At 30.5% G+C, this 18,681-nt stretch carries 12 protein-coding genes and 1 rRNA gene; 7 read left to right on the top strand and 6 right to left on the bottom strand.

What is annotated here, in order from left to right; all coding sequences use genetic code 11:
• The 4 genes from rrf to ABCP60_RS12825 form a co-directional block, all read left to right on the top strand.
• Positions 1–76 (top strand): 5S ribosomal RNA (gene rrf, locus ABCP60_RS12840); the annotation flags it as partial.
• A 641-nt stretch (positions 77–717) separates the two neighbouring features.
• Positions 718–2,697, top strand: a complete 1,980-nt coding sequence (gene uvrB, locus ABCP60_RS12835; RefSeq protein WP_343101847.1) for an excinuclease ABC subunit UvrB — start codon at positions 718–720, stop codon at positions 2,695–2,697.
• The gene (uvrA, locus tag ABCP60_RS12830; RefSeq protein WP_343101846.1) at positions 2,687–5,512 is read left to right on the top strand and encodes an excinuclease ABC subunit UvrA; all 2,826 of its coding nucleotides are present in this window, start codon (positions 2,687–2,689) and stop codon (positions 5,510–5,512) included. Before uvrB ends, uvrA begins: the two co-directional genes overlap by 11 nt.
• Before the next feature lie 233 nt (positions 5,513–5,745).
• Positions 5,746–7,275 carry a YfcC family protein gene (locus tag ABCP60_RS12825; RefSeq protein ID WP_092922278.1) on the top strand — a complete coding sequence of 510 codons (1,530 nt, stop codon included), beginning with the start codon at positions 5,746–5,748 and terminating at the stop codon, positions 7,273–7,275.
• 178 nt (positions 7,276–7,453) lie between these two features.
• Here ABCP60_RS12825 and ABCP60_RS12820 read toward each other — a convergent pair whose 3' ends face one another.
• The 5 genes from ABCP60_RS12820 to ABCP60_RS12800 all read right to left on the bottom strand — a co-directional run bounded on the left by ABCP60_RS12820 (position 7,454) and on the right by ABCP60_RS12800 (position 11,879).
• Positions 7,454–8,410, bottom strand: coding sequence for an ATP-binding cassette domain-containing protein (locus ABCP60_RS12820; RefSeq protein WP_166504685.1), 957 nt, complete (start codon positions 8,408–8,410; stop codon positions 7,454–7,456).
• Positions 8,403–9,428, bottom strand: a complete 1,026-nt coding sequence (locus tag ABCP60_RS12815) for an ABC transporter ATP-binding protein (RefSeq protein ID WP_092922284.1) — start codon at positions 9,426–9,428, stop codon at positions 8,403–8,405. Before ABCP60_RS12815 ends, ABCP60_RS12820 begins: the two co-directional genes overlap by 8 nt.
• A gap of 21 nt (positions 9,429–9,449) precedes the next feature.
• Entirely contained in the window at positions 9,450–10,481 is a 1,032-nt protein-coding gene (gene opp3C, locus ABCP60_RS12810) for an oligopeptide ABC transporter permease (RefSeq protein ID WP_195238098.1), read from the bottom strand.
• A 1-nt stretch (position 10,482) separates the two neighbouring features.
• A complete protein-coding gene (locus tag ABCP60_RS12805) occupies positions 10,483–11,424 on the bottom strand; it encodes an ABC transporter permease (RefSeq protein WP_092922290.1) in 942 nt (313 codons plus the stop codon).
• 92 nt (positions 11,425–11,516) lie between these two features.
• A complete protein-coding gene (locus tag ABCP60_RS12800; RefSeq protein ID WP_092922293.1) occupies positions 11,517–11,879 on the bottom strand; it encodes a DUF3899 domain-containing protein in 363 nt (120 codons plus the stop codon).
• Between the two features lie 215 nt (positions 11,880–12,094).
• On the opposite strand from ABCP60_RS12800, the gene ABCP60_RS12795 reads away from it, so the two are divergent.
• The 3 genes from ABCP60_RS12795 (at position 12,095) to hprK (ending at position 16,717) form a co-directional block, all read left to right on the top strand.
• Positions 12,095–13,747, top strand: coding sequence for an ABC transporter substrate-binding protein (locus ABCP60_RS12795; RefSeq protein WP_343101845.1), 1,653 nt, complete (start codon positions 12,095–12,097; stop codon positions 13,745–13,747).
• Between the two features lie 218 nt (positions 13,748–13,965).
• Positions 13,966–15,777: an excinuclease ABC subunit UvrC gene (gene uvrC, locus ABCP60_RS12790; protein ID WP_092922299.1), complete on the top strand. Its 1,812-nt coding sequence runs from the start codon at positions 13,966–13,968 to the stop codon at positions 15,775–15,777.
• Positions 15,778–15,781: 4 nt separating this feature from the next.
• A complete protein-coding gene (hprK, locus tag ABCP60_RS12785) occupies positions 15,782–16,717 on the top strand; it encodes an HPr(Ser) kinase/phosphatase (protein WP_092922302.1) in 936 nt (311 codons plus the stop codon).
• Between the two features lie 156 nt (positions 16,718–16,873).
• On the opposite strand, the gene ABCP60_RS12780 is transcribed toward hprK, so the two are convergent.
• The gene (locus ABCP60_RS12780) at positions 16,874–18,667 is read right to left on the bottom strand and encodes an NADH-dependent [FeFe] hydrogenase, group A6 (RefSeq protein ID WP_343101844.1); all 1,794 of its coding nucleotides are present in this window, start codon (positions 18,665–18,667) and stop codon (positions 16,874–16,876) included.
• Positions 18,668–18,681: the final 14 nt, after the last annotated feature.

Below are 18,681 nucleotides of genomic sequence, written 5' to 3'. Positions count from 1 at the left end.
GAACACAGAAGTTAAGCTCTTTAGCGCTGATGGTACTTGGGGGGCGACCCCCTGGAAGAGTAAGACGTAGCCACGTAATCTTTTTTATTGATAAAGACACACAAAAATGTAAAAAGAGATATGAATTAAATTCATATCTCTTTTTATTTATAATGAAATTATAAATAATTATTATGATATATTTAATTAAAATAGTAAGTGACTTATAAGAGTAAATAAAAACAATCATTTTAATCCTTTTACTAGATGAAAAATATTTATAAAAATATCTAAGTATTTATGAATATTTTTTGTAAAGCAGGAGATAATTATAATGTAAAACTTAATATAAATAAATTACTCAATCTCCCCCATTTTAAAAAGGTCTCTATCCCCCATAGAGGCCTTTATTTTTTTATAAAATATAGTGAATTAAAGCAGATTACATATACATTCATTAACAATATCATAAATAGTTAAGCAAGCAGATTCAAATTAACACTACTGCTATATAATGACATTATATAATTCTTCATTAAATAAAAGTTGAATTTCATATCGTTAAAAGACTTATATAAATAAGGTTGAAATCGTAGGATAGTGGGTAATATATAAAGAATATATTACGACAAATGGATGATTTATGTAAATTTTATTAAATAAAGCACAAGATATATATAGATATATGTTATAATTAAATGGTAAAGAACGAATGTTCGTGAGAGAGGAGTGATATTGTTGGAATTTAAATTAAAATCGGAATTTAAGCCTACGGGAGATCAGCCTGAGGCTATAAAGTCAATAGTAGATGCTATAAATAACAATGAAAAGTTTTCTACTCTTCTAGGGGTAACAGGATCTGGTAAAACCTTTACTATGGCTAATATTATAAAAAACGTAAATAAGCCAACATTGATATTAGCTCATAATAAAACATTAGCAGCTCAATTATACAGTGAATTTAAAGAGTTTTTCCCGGAGAATGCAGTAGAATACTTTGTAAGTTACTACGATTACTATCAGCCAGAAGCATACGTAGCTCATAGTGATACATATATAGAAAAAGATGCAAGTATAAATGATGAAATAGATAAGCTTAGACACTCTGCAACAGCAGCAATATTAGAAAGAAGAGATGTTATAATAATTTCATCTGTATCCTGTATATATGGATTAGGGGATCCAGAAGACTATAGACAACTTATGGTATCTCTAAGACCAGGAATGGAAAAGGATAGGGATGAAGTTATAAAGAGATTAATAGATATACAGTATGAAAGAAATGATGTTAACTTTGTTAGGGGTACTTTTAGAGTTAGAGGAGATATTTTAGAAATATTCCCTGCAAGTAATGATGAAAAGGCTATAAGAATAGAATTTTTTGGTGATGAAATTGATAGAATAACAGAAATAGATTATGTTACAGGTAAAATGGTAGGGGTGAGAAATCATGTAGTAATATTCCCGGCATCTCACTATGTAACAACACCAGAAAGAATAGAAAAAGCTATAGTTGAAATAGAAAAAGAGCTTGAAGAAAGAATAAATGAATTTAAAGACAATGATAAATTACTAGAGGCTCAAAGAATTGACCAAAGAACTAGATATGATATAGAAATGTTAAAAGAAATAGGATTCTGCCAGGGTATAGAAAACTACTCAAGACATATAACAGGCAGAAAGCCAGGAGAGAAGCCATATACATTAATGGATTTTTTCCCAGATGATTATTTAATAATAGTTGATGAATCTCATGTTACAGTACCACAAGTAAGAGGTATGTATGCCGGAGATAGATCTAGAAAAGGTTCGCTTATAGATAATGGATTTAGATTACCATCAGCTTATGATAATAGACCTTTAAATTTTGAAGAATTTGAAGAAAATATTAATCAAATACTATTTGTAACTGCAACACCAGGACCATATGAGATACAACATTCAACAACTATAGCAGAACAAATAATAAGACCAACAGGTTTACTTGATCCTATAATAGAAGTTAGACCTATAGACAATCAGATAGATAATTTAGTAGGTGAAATAAATAAGGTAATTGAAAAGAATGAAAGAGTTTTAATAACAACTCTTACTAAGAAAATGAGTGAAGATTTAACCAACTACCTTAAAGAAATTGGTATAAAGGTCAAGTATTTGCATTCAGATATAGATACTCTTGAAAGAGTAGAGATTATAAGGGATCTAAGATTAGGTAAGTTTGATGTATTAGTTGGTATAAACTTACTTAGAGAAGGATTAGATATTCCAGAAGTTTCCTTGGTGGCGATATTAGACGCAGATAAAGAAGGATTCTTGCGTTCTGAAACATCATTAATACAAACTATAGGACGTTCAGCTAGAAACTCAGAAGGTAAAGTTATAATGTATGCAGATAGAATAACTAGGTCTATGCAAAGTGCTATAGAAGAAACAAAAAGAAGAAGAGAAATACAATCACTATATAATAAAGAGAATAATATAACTCCTACAACTATTAAAAAGAGTATTAGAGATGCTATAGAAGCTACGAAAGTCGCTGATGAAGAAGTTATATATGGAGTTAAAGAAACTGATGATATAGATGAAATAAAAGCTAATATAGCTAAATTACAATCAGAGATGATGGAAGCAGCTCAAAATTTACAATTTGAAAGAGCAGCAGAACTTAGGGATAAGGTAAAAGAATTAGAAGAAAGGATAGAAATTAATGGAAGATAAAATCATAATAAAAGGCGCAAAAGAGCATAACTTAAAAAATGTTAATATAGAACTTCCGAGAAATAAATTTATAGTATTTACTGGATTATCAGGATCTGGTAAATCTTCTTTAGCTTTTGATACTATATATGCAGAAGGTCAAAGAAGATACGTTGAGAGTTTGTCAGCTTATGCTAGACAATTCTTAGGTCAAATGGAAAAACCAAATGTAGAATATATAGAAGGATTATCACCAGCTATATCTATAGATCAAAAAACAACATCTAAAAATCCTCGTTCTACTGTGGGTACAGTAACAGAAATATATGATTATTTAAGATTATTATTTGCTAGAGTAGGAGAAGTACATTGTCCTACTTGTGGTAAATTAATTAGTCAAATGACAGTCCAAGAAATTGTTGATAAAATGATGGAATTTGAAGAAAGAACTAAATTTCAAATATTATCACCAGTAGTAAGAGGTCAAAAGGGAACTCATAAAAAGATACTAGAGAATATAAAAAAAGAAGGATTTGTCAGAGTTAGAGTTGACGGAGAAAACTATGAAGTTACAGATGAAATAGAATTAAATAAAAATCAAAAACATAATATAGAGGTTGTGATTGACAGAATAGTTATAAAAGATGGAATAGAGGCTAGACTAGCAGATTCAATAGAAACAGCTATAAAATTATCTGATGGTCTTGTTATTGCTCAAATAATAGGTGGAGATGAAATACTTTACTCAACTAAATTTGCATGCCCAGAGCATGGAGTAGGTATAGAAGAACTATCTCCAAGAATGTTCTCATTTAACAGTCCATTTGGAGCATGTGATGCTTGTAATGGTTTAGGAGAAAGTAGAGAAGTAGACCCAGATTTAGTTATACCGAATAAAGATTTATCTATAAAACAAGGTGCTATAGCAGCGTGGGGTTCTGTAAGCACAAGTGATGATACATATTATAGTAAAATGGTTAGAAGTTTAGCAGAACATTTTAACGTATCACTTGATACACCATTTAAAGATTTGCCTGAGGACTTTGTTCAAGAGTTACTTTATGGAAAAGACAATGTGATAGTTGAATTTATATTTGAATCAAAGTTTGGAGGAAGAAGAGAATATAGAGCGCCATTTGAAGGAGTGATAGTTAATTTAGAGAGAAGATATAGAGAAACTAACTCAGAATATTCAAGAGAAAAAATAGAAGAATTTATGGCTGAAACTCCTTGTCCAAAATGTAAAGGAGCAAGACTTAAAAAAGAAGTATTATCAGTATTAGTAGACAACAAAAATATAATGGATGTAACTAATTTTTCAGTAAATGAGCTTATAGATTATATAGAAAATATCAATTTAAGTGAAAAGCAAAAGTTTATAGCAAATGAAATACTAAAAGAAATAAGAGGAAGAGCATCTTTCTTAAGAGATGTTGGTTTAGATTACTTAAACCTATCAAGAAAAGCAGGAACTTTATCAGGAGGGGAAGCACAACGTATAAGACTTGCTACTCAAATAGGTTCAGCTTTAGTTGGAGTTTTATACGTACTAGACGAGCCAAGCATAGGGCTTCATCAAAGAGATAACGATAGATTAATAGGAACATTAAGACATCTTACAGATATAGGTAATACTCTTATAGTAGTAGAACATGATGAAGATACAATGAGAGAAAGTGATTATATAGTAGATATTGGTCCAGGAGCTGGGGTACATGGAGGTAATATCGTTGCACAAGGTACTTTAGATGAAATATTAGACAATGAAAATTCTATAACAGGACAATATTTAAGCGGTAAAAAGCAAATTACTATACCAGAAGAGACTAGAGAAGGAAATGGTAAATACTTAGAAATAGTTAAAGCTACTGAAAATAACTTAAAGAATATAAATGTAAAGTTCCCTTTAGGTAAATTTACTTGTATAACAGGAGTTTCAGGTTCTGGTAAAAGTACATTAATCAACGATATACTTTACAAAGGAATAGCTGGAAAGATAAATAGATTAAGAGAAAGACCAGGAAAGCATAAAGAAATAAAAGGGATAGAAAATATAGACAAAATAATAAATATAGACCAAAGTCCAATAGGAAGAACACCTCGTTCAAATCCTGCAACCTATACGGGTGTATTTGATATGATAAGAGATTTATTCGCATCAACTAATGAAGCTAAAGCTAGAGGATATCAAAAAGGAAGATTTAGTTTCAATGTGAAAGGTGGAAGATGTGAAGCTTGTAAAGGTGATGGTATTATAAAAATAGAGATGCACTTCTTACCAGATGTGTATGTACCTTGTGAAGTATGTAAGGGCGAAAGATATAATAGAGAAACACTACAAGTTAAATATAAAGATAAAACAATAGCTGATGTATTAGATATGAATGTTGAGGAAGCTCTTAAATTCTTTGAAAACATACCTAATATAAAAAGAAAATTAGAAACATTAATGGATGTTGGACTTTCATATATAAAATTAGGACAACCATCTACACAATTATCAGGTGGAGAGGCTCAAAGAATAAAACTTGCTACAGAATTAAGTAAAAGACCAACAGGTAAGACTTTATATATATTAGATGAACCTACAACAGGACTTCATATGGCAGATGTAGACAAGTTAATACAAGTACTTCAAAGATTAGCAGACACAGGTAATTCAATAGTAGTTATAGAGCATAACTTAGATGTTATAAAAACTTGTGACTACATAATAGATTTAGGACCTGAAGGTGGAGATAAAGGTGGTCAAATAGTTGCCACAGGGACACCAAAAGAAGTATCTAAAGTTGAAGGGTCTTACACAGGGATGTTCTTAAAGAAATATTTTGAATAAATAAGTGAAATAAACTCAGTGAATTTTAAGTAACAGACGTGGATGAGTGAATTTAAAAGAATATATAATAATTTTAATAAAATTAATTTTTTATTTAGCCAATTTTGTAATTTTAATTGCAATATTGGCTAAAACTATATAAGTAATATTTAGAATTGTAAGAAATTTAACATATATGTAAAAATATGTTAAAATATAAATGAGAAACTTAGACAAAAAAGGAGATGATTTATATGTCAGCAAAAAAGAAATCTAAATTCTCATTTCCAACAGCCTACACTGTAATACTTATAGTAATGCTATTAGTGTTAGGACTTACTTATGTAATACCTTCAGGAAAGTATTCAAAATTACTTTATGATGCTGAAGCAAACGTATTCGTAATAGAATCGCCTACAGGTCAAGTATCAGAAAAAAAAGCAACTCAAAAAACACTGGATGAACTAGGGGTAAAAACTAATCTAAGTAAATTTACAGATGGTTCTATAAGTAAACCAGTGGCAATACCAGGGACTTATGAACAACTACCAAAAGAAAAACCAACAGTATTTAAAGCATTAACAACATTTTTAAATGCACCTATACAAGGTTTATATGATTCAATAGATATAATTGCTTTCGTTCTTGTAATAGGTGGTATAGTAGGAGTAATAAATAAAACAGGAGCATTTACAGCGGGTATAAGTGCTTTATCAAGAAATCTAAAAGGAAAAGAAGCTTGGTTAATAGTAATAATAACAGTAATAATAGGAATAGGTGGAACAAGCTTTGGATTAGCAGAAGAAACAATAGCATTTTATCCAATAGTAGTGCCGATATTCTTGGCAGCAGGATATGATGCATTAGTAGCAATTGCAGCAATATATCTTGGTTCTTGTATGGGAACAATGGCATCAACAGTAAATCCTTTCTCTACAGTTATAGCATCAAATACAGCAGGAATTGATTTTACAAGTGGAATGCCTTTAAGAATATTTATGTTAGTTGCAGGTCTTGCAGTTTGTATATTCTACACAGTTAAGTATGCAGAAAAAGTAAAAAAAGACCCAAGTCAATCATTAATATATTCACAAAAGAAAGAATTAGAAGATCACTTCCTAAAAGGTCATAATGAAGAAAATGTACCTGAGTTTACATGGGGAAGAAAATTAATGTTATTAATATTTGCATTATCATTTGTTGTAATGGTATATGGTGTAAAAGAATTAAAATGGTCATTTAAAGAAATGACATCATTATTCTTATTTGTAACATTCATACTAGCTATATTTGCAAAACTTAGTGAAAAAGAATTTGTTTCTGAATTTGTTGCAGGAGCAGCAGATTTACTAGGAGTTGCACTAATAATTGGTCTTGCGCGTGGTATCACTATAATAATGGATGGTGGTATGATAAGTGATACTATATTATATGGATTAAGTAATGTAGTATCAAATATGAGTGGTATAGTATTCTCAACAGTAATGTTCTTTGTTTATATATTACTAGGATTCTTTATATCTTCATCTTCAGGACTTGCAGTTTTATCAATGCCTATAATGGCACCTCTTGCAGATGTTGTTGGAGTAAACAGAGACGTAATAGTAAGTGCATATCAATTTGGACAAGGACTTATAAGTTTTATAACTCCTACAGGATTAATACTTGCATCACTTGCTATGGTAAATGTAACTTATGATAAATGGCTAAAATTTGTAACACCATTAATTATAATGATATCAGTACTTGCAATAGTAGTACTTGGTATAGGTGTAATTATATAGATTAATACTAAAGGAGTGTTTTAAAATAATTTTTGAGATTTATTTTAAACACTCCTTTTTAATAAATTCTAATAACTGATTTTAATAGAAGAGTGTATATTATAATATACATTACATAGTTTAAAAGCATCAAAATGAGCTATCTCTTTTGGAGATAGCTCTATATGAAAAAGAGGAATTAATTACTAGTAATTTCTTTTGCAGAAAGTTCTTTTTCGTAACCTGCTATTTCAGACTTTGATGCATATATAAAATGTCCAGGTCTTATTTCTACCCATTCAGGATTTTCAGTAGAATAATCATGAATACTTGGATCATATTTTATACGGACTCTGTTTTTTTCATAATCAGGGTCTGGTAAAGGTATAGCAGATAGTAAAGATTTAGTATAAGGATGAAGTGGATTTTCATACAATTCATCAGCAGTAGTAAGTTCAACTAACTTACCTTTATGCATAACCCCTATTCTATCGCTTATATATTTAACCATTGAAAGGTCATGGGCGATAAATAGATAAGTTAAGCCATTTTCTTTTTGAAGCTTTCTAAGTAAGTTAACAACTTGTGCTTGAATAGAAACATCTAGTGCAGATATAGGCTCATCAGCAATTATAAATTTTGGTTGTATAGCTAGAGCACGAGCAATACCTATACGTTGTCTTTGCCCACCAGAGAATTCATGAGGATATCTACTAGCATGTTGTTCATTAAGCCCTACAGTTCTTAACAACTCATAAACTTTATCTCTTCTTTCTTCTTTAGTTTTACATAGGCCATGTACATCTAAACCTTCGGCAATTATATCAGTAACAGTCATACGAGGATTTAGACATGCCATAGGATCTTGGAATATCATTTGCATATTTTTATTTACATGATTTTTCTCATCTTTTTTCAATTTTTTAGAAGAGATATTTTTACCATCAAATTCTATTTCTCCACTAGTTGGATCATAAAGTCTTATTATAGCTCTACCAGTAGTAGATTTACCAGAGCCAGACTCCCCAACCAAACCAAATGTTTCACCTTCATATATTTCAAAAGAAACATCATCAACAGCTTTAACAGTAGTATTTCTATCTATTCTAAAGTGTTGTTTTAAGTTTTTAACTTTTAATAGAACTTTTTTACTCATCTGCTTTCACCTTCTTTCTACCTACGTTATTAGGTCTTTCAATCTTTGGAGCCAATGGATGTAATAACCATGTAGCTGCATAGTGTGTATCGCTAACTTTAAACATAGGTGGTTCAGCTAAGTGATCTATTTTAAGAGCGTAATCACTACGAAGAGCAAATGCATCTCCTTTAGGAGGGTGCATTAAATCTGGAGGAGTTCCAGGTATATTATATAAATCATTATCTCCTATATCTAAAGTTGGCATAGAACCTAAAAGTCCCCAAGTATACGGATGCTGAGGATTATAGAATATATCATTAGTTGTTCCATGTTCTATGATTTTACCAGCATACATAACTGCAACTCTATCAGCCATATTAGCAACAACTCCAAGGTCATGAGTTATAAATATAAGGGCAGCTCCGGTTTTTTCCTGAAGAGCTTTCATAAGCTCTAATATTTGAGCCTGTATAGTAACGTCTAATGCAGTTGTTGGTTCATCTGCTATTAGAACTTTAGGATTACAAGCTAAAGATATAGCTATTACTATACGCTGTCTCATACCACCTGAAAATTGATGAGGATATTGTTTAAACCTTTTTTCAGGTTCAGATATACCAACTAAATCTATAAGTTCTATAGCTTTAGCCTTAGCTTCTTCCTTACTAAGACCTTGATGCTTAATAATACCTTCCATTATTTGTTTTCCTATGGTCATAGTAGGATTTAAAGAAGTCATAGGATCTTGGAATATCATTGCAATATCTTTACCTCTTAATTTTTCCATCTCAGGTTCACTAAGTTTAGTTAAATCTTTACCGTTAAATAATATTTCACCATCTTTTATATAACCATTTGCAGATAGTATTCTCATTATAGTTTTACAAGCAACGGATTTACCAGAACCAGACTCACCAACTATAGCAAGTGTTTCACCTTTATGTAAGTCGAATGTAACGCCTCTAACAGCTTGAACTTCTCCACCATATGTATTGAAACTAACGCACAGGTTTTTAACTTCTAATAATTTTTCCAATCAACTCATCTCCCTTACTAATTATTGATTACGCATTTTAGGGTCAACAGCATCTCTTAGACCATCAGCTAATAAATTAAGAGCAAATATCAAAGAACAAACTACTATTGATGGGATAAACATCATATATGGGTAGCTTTGTAATGATTTAAATCCTTCATTTATTAATACACCAAGTGATGCTTGAGGTGGTTGAAGACCTAACCCTATAAAACTTAAAAATGCTTCATAAAATATTGCTTGAGGTAGTGAGAACATGATCATTACCACAATAGGACCAATAACATTAGGGAAAAGATGTTTAAAAATAACTCTAAAATCAGAAGAACCTAAAGTTTTAGAAGCTAATACAAACTCTTGATTTTTAAGTCTAAGTACATGAGAACGAACAACTCTAGCCATACCAGTCCACCCAGATACAGCCATTGCTAAAGAAATTGATAATATACCTGGATTAAATACCATTATGAAAAGTGTAACAATAACCAACTGAGGAATACCTGTAATTATCTCTATTATACGTTGCATTACAAGGTCTACTTTACCTCCATAGTAAGCAGATATACCACCATAAGCAACACCTATAAGCAAATCAAAAACAGCTGCTAAGACTGCTATGAATAAAGAAACCCTAGCGCCAGTCCACGTACGAGTCCAGATATCACGTCCAAGTGCATCTGTACCAAATAGATAGTTTTCTTTTATATTTTTCTCAGCATAAACGTCAACACCATTTGAATCTTTACCATCCATTATACCTAAAGAAGATACTATAGGCATTTTAGGTGGAATCTTAACGTTTCTTATGTTTTGAGATTTATAATCATATTTAGAAAAAATAGGTGCGAATATAGCCATTAACACTATAGTAAAAAGTATTATTAATCCAACTACAGCCCCTTTATTTTTAAATAATCTTTTTCGAGCATCTTGCCAAAAAGTTAGACTTTCTCTAGTAATAGCTTCATTATCTCCTGACTGTATAGGAGTAGGTTCAAATAAATCAGCTGTTAACTCTACTTCTTGACCATCAATTATTACTTTATCAACCATTTTATTTACCTCCTGCCAAACGGATTCTTGGATCTATTACACCGTAAAGTATATCTACTATTAATATAACTGCTATGTAGAATGCACTATAAAGTATAGCAACCCCTGAAATTATGAATAAGTCATTTATAGATATAGCATTAACTAATAAGTCACCTATACCAGGTACAGCAAAAACTTTTTCTACAACTAAAGAACCTGTAAGAAGTCCTGCAGCTAAAGGACCTAATATAGTTATAACAGGAATTAATGCATTTCTAAGAGCGTGCTTTAAGATAACTGTGGATTTTTTTAAACCTTTTGCTTTAGCAGTAATTATATAATCAGAGTTTAGAACTTCAACAAGTTCTGTTCTAGTAAAACGAGCAACGTTTGATATTGTAAAAAATGAAAGTGCAATTGATGGAAGAATAGTCCAAACATATCTAAAATCTGAACCTAAAGGAACTCCCCAAGCTATAGGTAGTATTTTTAATTTACTTGCAATATACAATTGGAGTGAAGCTGCAAATACAAATGATGGAACAGAAACTCCTATTACTGAAAGTATAGTACAAGTATAGTCCCAAATAGTATTTCTCTTAAGTGCAGCGACAATTCCAAGTGCTAAACCTATGAAGGTACCTAAAACTAAAGATTGAGCACCCAACATAGCAGAAGGGCCTATACGACTGGCAATGATATCTTCGACTTTCTTATTAGATTGTTTAAATGAAATGCCAAGGTCACCTTTGAATACACCTGTAAGATATCTTACATATTGGACTGGAACAGGATCATCTAATCCATAAGTAGCTTCCAGTCTAGCAATTTGTTGAGGATTTAACTTTTGTTCATTAAATGGACTGCCTGGAAGAAGTCTTACCAAGAAAAATGTAACTGATATGACTATAAATAAAGTTATAAACATATATGCAATACGTTTTAATACATAGCGAAACATCGCTACCCCCCCTTTTTTTGAATTTTTAATTAAAATCACTAGTTTTAAGTGATATAGAATCTAAGTATAATAATTAATTTAGTTTTATATAATTATGATATAAACATAAAACTTATACCAATAGTAATTGTTGATATTAACAAACCAGATATTAATAAACTATTTGTAAGATAAAAGCTATTTTCTCTATTAACGTAATCTTCAATTGTCATGTTAATATCTTCTGTTAATACGCCTTTTCTTCTTTGAAATTCTTGACTTAATTTATTAAAAGAGAAAAGTGTGATATTAAAAAATCCTTTTTCCCAAACGAAACATAATAATCCGAAAAGGAAATAAATCATACCAACAATAAATGCACAATTTAAAAATGAATATGCACTAAATTTGTTGATAATTGAATATAATAAACTGATAATAGCATTAATTGCAAGAAGTTGAAAAGTATTTTTCATATTCGAACCGCCTTTCGAGCTTGTTTATTATTTTAATTGTAGTAGCATAATAAAGTATTTTCAAGTTAAAATTAATATTTTCATATAAAAAAATTTTTTTAATTAAAAAATCAGAAAATTAAAAAAAACAAATGATTTTTATTATAACATGTTATATAATAAACTTTAAATATATGAGTTTATTTGTAAATTGGATATAGGGGAGGATGTTTACTATGTTTTTAAAAAGAAAAATATCAGTATTAGCAACAATAGCATTAGTAAGTTCAAGTTTGCTTGTTGGATGCAGTAGCACAGGAGGATCTAGCTCTAGTGGTGGAGGAGAAGCTACTTCAGAAGAAGTTCTTGCTAATAAAAATGCAAGAAATGCTATAGCTATGGCTATAGATAAGCAAGCCTTATGTGATGTTATATTAAATAATGGATCAATTGCATCTGATACATTTACACCATCTAACTTGGCATTTGACAACGGAAAAGATTATGCAGAGTACACAAAAGATAAAGGTGTAACTTATGATGAAGAAAAAGCTAAAGAAGCATGGGCAAAAGCTAAAGAAGAAGTTGGATTCGATACTGTTACACTTGAGTTATTAACTTTCGACCATGACTCAGGAAAAAGAACAGGTGAATTTATCCAAGCAGAATTATCTGATGCATTAGAAGGATTAAATGTAGAAGTTAAAAATCTTCCTTTCAAGCAAAAATTAGCAGAGGAGACAGCTGGAAACTTTGACTTAGCTTACTCAGGATGGGGAGCTGACTATCCAGATCCATTAACATTCCTACAAACAATGCAAACTGGAAACCAATTCTCTAAGCAAGTTGGATATAAAAGTGATGAATTTAATAAATTAGTAGATGAAGCTACAAAAGCAGAAACTACAACTGAAGCATATGAAAAATACGCACAAGCAGAAGAATTAATGTTATCTGATGGATTCTTAGCGCCAATTCAACAAAAAGGAAGAACTTATTTAGAGAAGCCTTATGTTTCAGGAATAATAAATTATTCTTGGGGAGCTGACTATGATTATAGATATGCAGATGTAGATAAACCAGAAAAAGTTCTTAATATAGATATAAGTTCAGATATACCTACAATGGACCCAAGTAAAGCAACAGACGTTTCATCTTTCACAGTTATGAATAATACTATGGAAGGATTAACTAGAATAGATAAAGATGGTAAAGTTGAGCCAGGTGTAGCTGAATCTTGGGAAGTTTCTGAAGATGGATTAACTTGGACTTTCAAGTTAAGAAAAGATTCTAAGTGGTCAAATGGAGACCCTGTAACAGCTAAAGATTTTGAGTATTCTTGGAAAAGAACTTTAAACCCTGATACAGCATCTGAGTATGGATACATAATGAATGATATAGCAGGGGCAGCAGAAGCAGCTGATAAAGGTTCAGAAAATGTAGGGGTTAAGGCTGTTGATGATTATACATTAGAAGTTAAGTTAAACAGAAAAGTTTCTTACTTCCCTGAATTAGTATCATTCCAAGTATTCTTCCCACAAAATCAAAAATTTGTTGAAGCTCAGGGAGATAAATATGGTACTACAGCAGATACTCAAATATATAATGGACCATTTACTTTAACAAATTGGAAAGTAGAAGACCAATATACTGTGGAAAAAAATCCTAACTATTGGAATAAAGATATAATCAAATTAGATACTATAAATACTAAAGTAGTTAAGGAAACTAGTGCTTCAGTTAACTTATATGAAGATGGTCAAATAGATAGATGTCTATTAGATTCTGACTTTGTTGATAAATATAAAGATAGTAAGGAAGTTCACAACTACGGTCAAGCGTCTACATTCTTCTTACAAGTAAATGGTGGGAGAGGAGCTTCTAAATAAAATAAATTAAAAGCTTTATAATATAGCCTAAGTACTTTAATAATAAATAATTTTAAAAATTTTAAAAGTAAATATATTGATTTTGCTAAAGCGTAGGTATAAATTAGTTTTGACTGTTTTATATCTACGCTTTTAATTTTAATAAAATAATCTATGGGAATAATTTATTTTTTTAGGGTATAATTCTAATATGAAAATATAAAAGTGGAGGTAATAAATTGTTTGACATACAGGATCATTTAAAGAAACTTCCAGCACAACCTGGTGTATATTTAATGAAAGATAAGTTTGATAATATTATATATGTAGGAAAGGCTGTATCCTTAAAAAATAGAGTAAGACAATATTTTCAATCATCTAAAAATCATCCTTCAAAAGTAAAGTCTATGGTTAAAAATATATATAAATTTGAGTATATTATTACAGATTCAGAATTAGAAGCACTTATATTAGAATGTAATCTGATTAAGCAATATAGACCTAAATATAATGTTTTATTAAGGGATGATAAAACATACCCATATATTAAGGTAACAACTAATGAAGATTTTCCTAGAGTATTAAAAGTTAGAAGAGTACTAAAGGATAAGGCAAGGTATTTTGGTCCATATACTAATACAACAGCAGTGAATGATACATTAGAGATAATAAGAAATACTTATCCAATAAGAACTTGTAATATAGATATAGATAAAGCTATAAAGAACAAAATGAGACCATGCTTAAATATGCATATAAAAAAGTGTGTAGGCCCATGTACAGGAAATGTAAGCAAGGAAGATTACAATAAAATGATAGAAGAAATAATACTTTTCTTATCAGGTAAAGAAGAAAAATTAATTGAAATACTGACTGAGAAAATGAATAAATGTGCTATGGAATTTAATTTTGAAGATGCAGCTATGTACAGAGATAAAATTAGAAGTTTAGAAGAAATGATGCAAAAGCAAAAAATAGATGCCACTACATCAGACTTAAATCAAGATGTTATAGCAATGGCAAGAGCACATGATGAAGCTTGTGTTCAAGTATTCTTTATTAGAAATGGTAAAATAGTAGGTAGAGAACATTTTATATTAGAAGGGGTTATGGAAAGTGAGAGAGCATCTATATTATCATCCTTTGTTAAGCAGTTTTACATGGAACAAGAGTATATACCAAAGGAATTAATAATAGAAGATGAAATAGAAGACAGTTTTATACTAGAAGAATGGTTATCTGCTAAAAAAGGGCAAAAAGTTACTATAAGGGTTCCTCAAAAAGGAGAAAAGAAAAATCTAGTAGAAATGGTAAGAAAAAATGCTGTAGAATATCTTGAGAAATTTTCCGATATGAACAAGAGAAAGTACGAAAAAAGTATTGGAGCTTTAGATGAGTTAAAAAATATATTAGGATTAGACAAAAGACCAAAAAGAATAGAGTCCTTTGATATATCAAATATACAAGGTGTAGACTCTATTGGTTCTATGGTAGTATTTACTGATGGAAAAAAAGATAAAAAGGAATATCGTAGATATAAAATAAAAACAGTTATAGGTCCTAATGATTTTGATTCTATGGCAGAAATAGTAGAAAGAAGATTGAAGTATGGAGATTTACCAGATTTAATTCTTTTAGATGGAGGAAAAGGACAAGTTAGTGCAGTAAAAAAAGTTTTAGAAAGATATAATGTAGAAATACCTCTATGGGGAATGTATAAAGACGATAAACATAGAACAAAGGGACTTATTTCCCAGGAAAAAGAGATTGAACTAGATAAAACATCTAACTTGTATAGATTTGTCGCAAGTATTCAAGAAGAAGTTCATAACTATGCTATAACATATCACAGAAGTTTAAGAAATAAATCTTTGACAAAATCAGTTCTAGATGATATACAAGGAATAGGGGAAAAAAGAAAAAAAGCTCTATTAAATCACTTTAAAGATATAGAATCTATAAAAAAAGCTAACATTGAAGAATTATTAGAAGTGGAAGGAATGAATAGAGCAGCCTGTGAGAATGTTTACAATTATTTCAGAAAGGGATAATAATATGAATTTCATCGATAAGGTTTCAATCAAAGAAATTATAAAGGATTTAGAATTAGAAGTAGTATATATGCCTGATAATAAAGAGTACTATGTATATTCTCAGGATGTAAATAGGCCAGGATTACAATATGCTGGATATTTTGAACATTTTGCTTATGATAGAATTCAAATAATAGGAAGAGCAGAATATAATTACTTTAGTTATTTAGATGCAGAAAGAAGAGAAAATGTACTAGATAAATTATTTTCTTATGAAATTCCTGCACTTATAGTAACAAGAGGATTGGAAGTTAATTCTGATGTCATAAAATATGCTAAGAAGTATGGAAGAATAATTTTAAGCACAAAGAGAAATACAACTAGATTTATAAACAGATTATCAAATTATTTAGATGATAGAATGGCACCTCATACTACATTGCATGGTGTATTAGTGGATGTATATGGTATAGGAGTATTAATAAAGGGAGAAAGTAGCATTGGTAAATCAGAAACAGCTTTAGAATTAGTTCAAAGAGGTCATAGATTAGTTGCCGATGATGCAGTAGAAATAAGAAGATTAGATGAAAGTGTACTTTTAGGGCAATCCCCAGAGTTACTTAGACATTTTTTAGAAATAAGAGGGATTGGTATAATAGATGTGAGAAGCTTGTATGGTGCTGGCGCTGTAAAAAATAGTAAAACTATTGATTTAGTAGTGCACTTAGAGGCTTGGAATGAAGATAAATATTATGATAGATTAGGATTAGACAAAGAATTTGAAGAAATTTTAGAAGTAAGTGTCGAGAAGTTAGTTGTACCAGTTAAACCTGGTAGAAATACAGCTATGATAATAGAAGTTGCAGCCATGAACTTTAGGCAAAAGGGAATGGGATATGATGCAGCACAAGAATTTACTAAAAAATTATCTCAACTTATAGATACTAAGAAGTGCTAAGTAAAAATATTTAAAAAGATGGTGTAGGTAGGAATAAATAATAAGCTTATCTACACTTTTTATTTGTAAAATATTATAGTATGTAAATAAAAAGTGAATTGACCAATATTATTTAATTAGCTCAATTCACTTATATTAAAATTTTACTAATTTAGGTTAAACTGTTGCATCAGACTCTTTTATACAAGTGCATTCTCCATTATTTACATTGTAAACTAAGCTCTTATCAAAATAGTGAGTATGAAGGAATTTATGAGCAACTTTTCCATGAGGTTCTCCTAAGAATTCATCATATAATGCTACTATAGCAGGATTTTCATGAGATTTACGAAGTTTTTTATTTCTATCTATATTATATAACCCTAAAGCCCTTTTCTTAACAACATCATAATCACCATGATGATATGGTTGACCAGCACCAGCAATACATCCACCAGGACAAGCCATTACCTCTATTATATGGTACTTAGAGTTTCCGTTTTTAACTTCATCCATGACTTTTCTAGCATTTCCAAGGCTACTAGCTATACATAAATTTACAATAGTACCATCTATATCTATACTAGCTTCCTTTATACCTTCCATCCCTCTAACTTGAGTGAAGTTTACATCAGCAAGTTCTTTATCAGTTACCCATTCATAAGCAGTACGAAGAGCAGCCTCTAAAACACCGCCAGTAGTACCGAATATATCAGCAGCCCCAGAAGATTTACCTAGTGGGTTATCAAAATCTTTTTCATCTAATGTTAAGAAATCTATACCTGCTTCTTTTATCATTTTAGCAAGTTCTCTTGTAGTTATAGAAACATCAACATCGAGAACCTCTTCTTGACCTAATTCAGTTCTAGAACATTCATATTTCTTAGCTACACAAGGCATCACTGAAACAATATACATATCTTTTGGTTTTATATTTATAACTTTAGGAGCAAAATAATTCTTAGCTATAGCTCCAAACATTTCTTGTGGTGATTTACAACTTGAAGGAAGATTTAGAAATTCTGGATAGTTTTTTTCAACAAAGTTTATCCAAGCAGGGCAACAACTTGTTAAGATAGGAAGATTTTTACCTTTTTTAAGTCTGTGTAAGAACTCAGAAGCTTCCTCTAATATAGTAAGGTCAGCAGAGAAGTTAGTATCAAATACATATTTAAAGCCAAGAGCTTTTAACGCAGATACCATTTTTCCTGTAGTTATAGTACCTGGCTCTAATCCAAATTCTTCTCCTAAAGCAACTCTTACAGCAGGAGCAACTTGAACGGCTACAGTCTTTTCTTTTTGATTTAAGGCATTCCATACAGTAGGTATATTATTTACCTCTGTTAAAGCTCCTGTTGGACATACTGCTATACATTGACCACAGAAAGTACATTCAGTTTCACATAAATAAGAATTGAAGAAGGTGCTAACTTCTGTGCCAAATCCACGATTTATGCCAGATAAAACGCCTACACTTTGTATATCATTACACATTGTTTCACATCTTCTACATAAGATGCATTTGTCATGGTCTTTTACTATTGATTCTGTTGAAGTGTCTTTTGGAGAAGTTGATTGTTCGCCTTTATATCTGATTTTTCTTATACCTAAATCAGCGGCTATACTTTGTAATTCGCAGTTTCCATTTTTCTCACAAACTAAACAATCTTGAGGATGGTCTGATAATAATAATTCAACAACATTTTTACGAGCCTTTAAAGCTTCTTTAGTATTGGTTTGAACATCCATACCTTCTTTAACTAAAGTACCGCAAGCAGGAACTAAACCTCTTCCAGCACTAACCATACATACACGGCAAGATGCGCATTGGTTAATCATATTTATTTCTTTCATTTTTAGGTGACAAAGATTAGGTATTTGAACATTTACTTCTTTTGCAGCTTCTAAAATAGTACTGCCTTTAGGAACTGAAACAGACTTGCCATTTATAGTTAAGTTAACTAAACTCATTTTTATCCCCCCCA

Source organism: Romboutsia sp. MSSM.1001216sp_RTP31141st1_G3_RTP31141_220114 (assembly GCF_039031195.1).
GTDB lineage: Bacteria > Bacillota > Clostridia > Peptostreptococcales > Peptostreptococcaceae > Romboutsia_C > Romboutsia_C hominis.
The sequence above is the reverse complement of the archived record's forward strand: the minus strand, read 5'-3'. Positions and strand labels throughout refer to the sequence as shown.

Bases quoted from the DNA above. Each gene is read 5' to 3' on its own strand.
- opp3C (WP_195238098.1), bottom strand. From the start codon at position 10,481: ATGGTTGATAAAGTAATAATTGATGGTCAAGAAGTAGAGTTAACAGCT.
- ABCP60_RS12795 (WP_343101845.1), top strand. From the start codon at position 12,095: ATGTTTTTAAAAAGAAAAATATCAGTATTAGCAACAATAGCATTAGTA.
- ABCP60_RS12805 (WP_092922290.1), bottom strand. From the start codon at position 11,424: ATGTTTCGCTATGTATTAAAACGTATTGCATATATGTTTATAACTTTA.
- uvrA (WP_343101846.1), top strand. From the start codon at position 2,687: ATGGAAGATAAAATCATAATAAAAGGCGCAAAAGAGCATAACTTAAAA.
- ABCP60_RS12800 (WP_092922293.1), bottom strand. From the start codon at position 11,879: ATGAAAAATACTTTTCAACTTCTTGCAATTAATGCTATTATCAGTTTA.
- ABCP60_RS12780 (WP_343101844.1), bottom strand. From the start codon at position 18,667: ATGAGTTTAGTTAACTTAACTATAAATGGCAAGTCTGTTTCAGTTCCT.
- hprK (WP_092922302.1), top strand. From the start codon at position 15,782: ATGAATTTCATCGATAAGGTTTCAATCAAAGAAATTATAAAGGATTTA.
- ABCP60_RS12825 (WP_092922278.1), top strand. From the start codon at position 5,746: ATGTCAGCAAAAAAGAAATCTAAATTCTCATTTCCAACAGCCTACACT.
- ABCP60_RS12820 (WP_166504685.1), bottom strand. From the start codon at position 8,410: ATGAGTAAAAAAGTTCTATTAAAAGTTAAAAACTTAAAACAACACTTT.